Consider the following 1,300-nt stretch of genomic DNA (forward strand, 5'->3'; position numbering starts at 1 on the left):
AACGGCCTGCTTCAGACCCAATTGTTCAGCCCACGCGATCAACGTGCCGTACCGCGATATTTCATAATGCTCGACCGCCTGAGCACCCGAGAGAAGGCCGGCATCCAACGCCGGAGAATCTTCGAAATCCTCCATCACTTCTTCGCCTTCCTCGACCAGCCCCAGGATAGCGGGGCAGGTCTTGCCCTTGGGATTCTGCTTCATCAATTTGAAAACTTGCTGCAGACGCTGGACTTGTCCCTCCGTCTCGCCGGCATGTTTTTCAAAGGCAGCGCGCAGTTGGTCAGAATTCGCGGCTTTTGCCATTTTAGGCAACGCAACGAGTATCTTCCTTTCGGCGTAGTACATGTCCTTGAGAGTCTCCAGAAAGAGGTCTTCAAGTGTCTTGTTCTGGCCCGGCATGGCTTCCTCCTTGTTTGTGACACGAGCCAAACAGCGCCTTTCCTCGAATGTTCCATAAGTGTGGCTGTCATCAGTTCATTCGCCAGAAGCGACATGAAAAAGCCTCCGTTTCCAGGGGCTTTCCACACGGCCAAACCGAAGCTATTCCGCAGCCTGATGGTGCGCCGGCCTCTCGAGATTGGCAAGCGGGGATACTGCCGGTCCGTTGAGCGCGGTGCCGTCGGGTGAGAACTGCGATCCGTGGCAGGGACAATCCCAACATTGCTCCAGTGAATTCCAGTGCACGACGCAACCGAGATGCGTGCAGCTGGCGGAATGCAAATGCAGCTGTCCCTTCTGGTCGCGGCATGCCGCGACCTTCTGCAATCCACTACGCACCAGGCAGCCTTCGCCCGGCCGCAGCCGCTCGACCGAAGCGATTTCGTCCGCCGAAAGATACTCCGCGAAATTCTTCAACGGCGTTATGTTCTCGCTGATGTACTCACTGAGGTTCTTGTGGACCTTCCGCGAAGGCGAATAGATCTCCTCCCACGGACTGGATCCGGTGGTGATCAGGTCCGCGATCAGAATGCCCGCGACGAGGCCGTTGGTGATGCCTTGTCCGGAATCGCCGCTGACAATGAAAACATGCTCTTCGTCCGGCGAGCGGCCGATGAAGCCGACGAAATCTATCGGCTCCAGCACTTGTCCCGACCAGCGATGGGTTATCGCGCCCATCTCTGGCAATCGTTCGCGCGCCCAGTGCTCCAGCGCCGCGAAGCGTTGCTCGCCGTCATCCGCCTCGCCCGATTTGTGATCCTCGCCGCCGACGATCACGAGGACCTCCTCGGTGGAGAGCGGCTGCAGGCGGACATAGTGATAGGGATCAAGCGTGTCCCAATAGAGCGCGTCGGCCAGC

2 protein-coding genes and 1 pseudogene are annotated in these 1,300 nt (G+C 58.3%); all 3 read right to left on the minus strand.

What is annotated here, in order from left to right:
* On the minus strand, positions 1-402 hold a 402-nt coding region (locus AKL29_RS21455; RefSeq protein WP_063779923.1), incomplete at its 3' end, for a YciE/YciF ferroxidase family protein.
* Between the two features lie 141 nt (positions 403-543).
* Positions 544-780 carry a Rieske 2Fe-2S domain-containing protein gene (locus AKL29_RS46830; RefSeq protein WP_488230428.1) on the minus strand — a complete coding sequence of 79 codons (237 nt, stop codon included), beginning with the start codon at positions 778-780 and terminating at the stop codon, positions 544-546.
* Between the two features lie 234 nt (positions 781-1,014).
* Positions 1,015-1,300, minus strand: a pseudogene (locus AKL29_RS46835) (FAD-dependent oxidoreductase); the annotation flags it as partial.

Source organism: Bradyrhizobium pachyrhizi (assembly GCF_001189245.1).
Classification (GTDB): domain Bacteria; phylum Pseudomonadota; class Alphaproteobacteria; order Rhizobiales; family Xanthobacteraceae; genus Bradyrhizobium; species Bradyrhizobium pachyrhizi.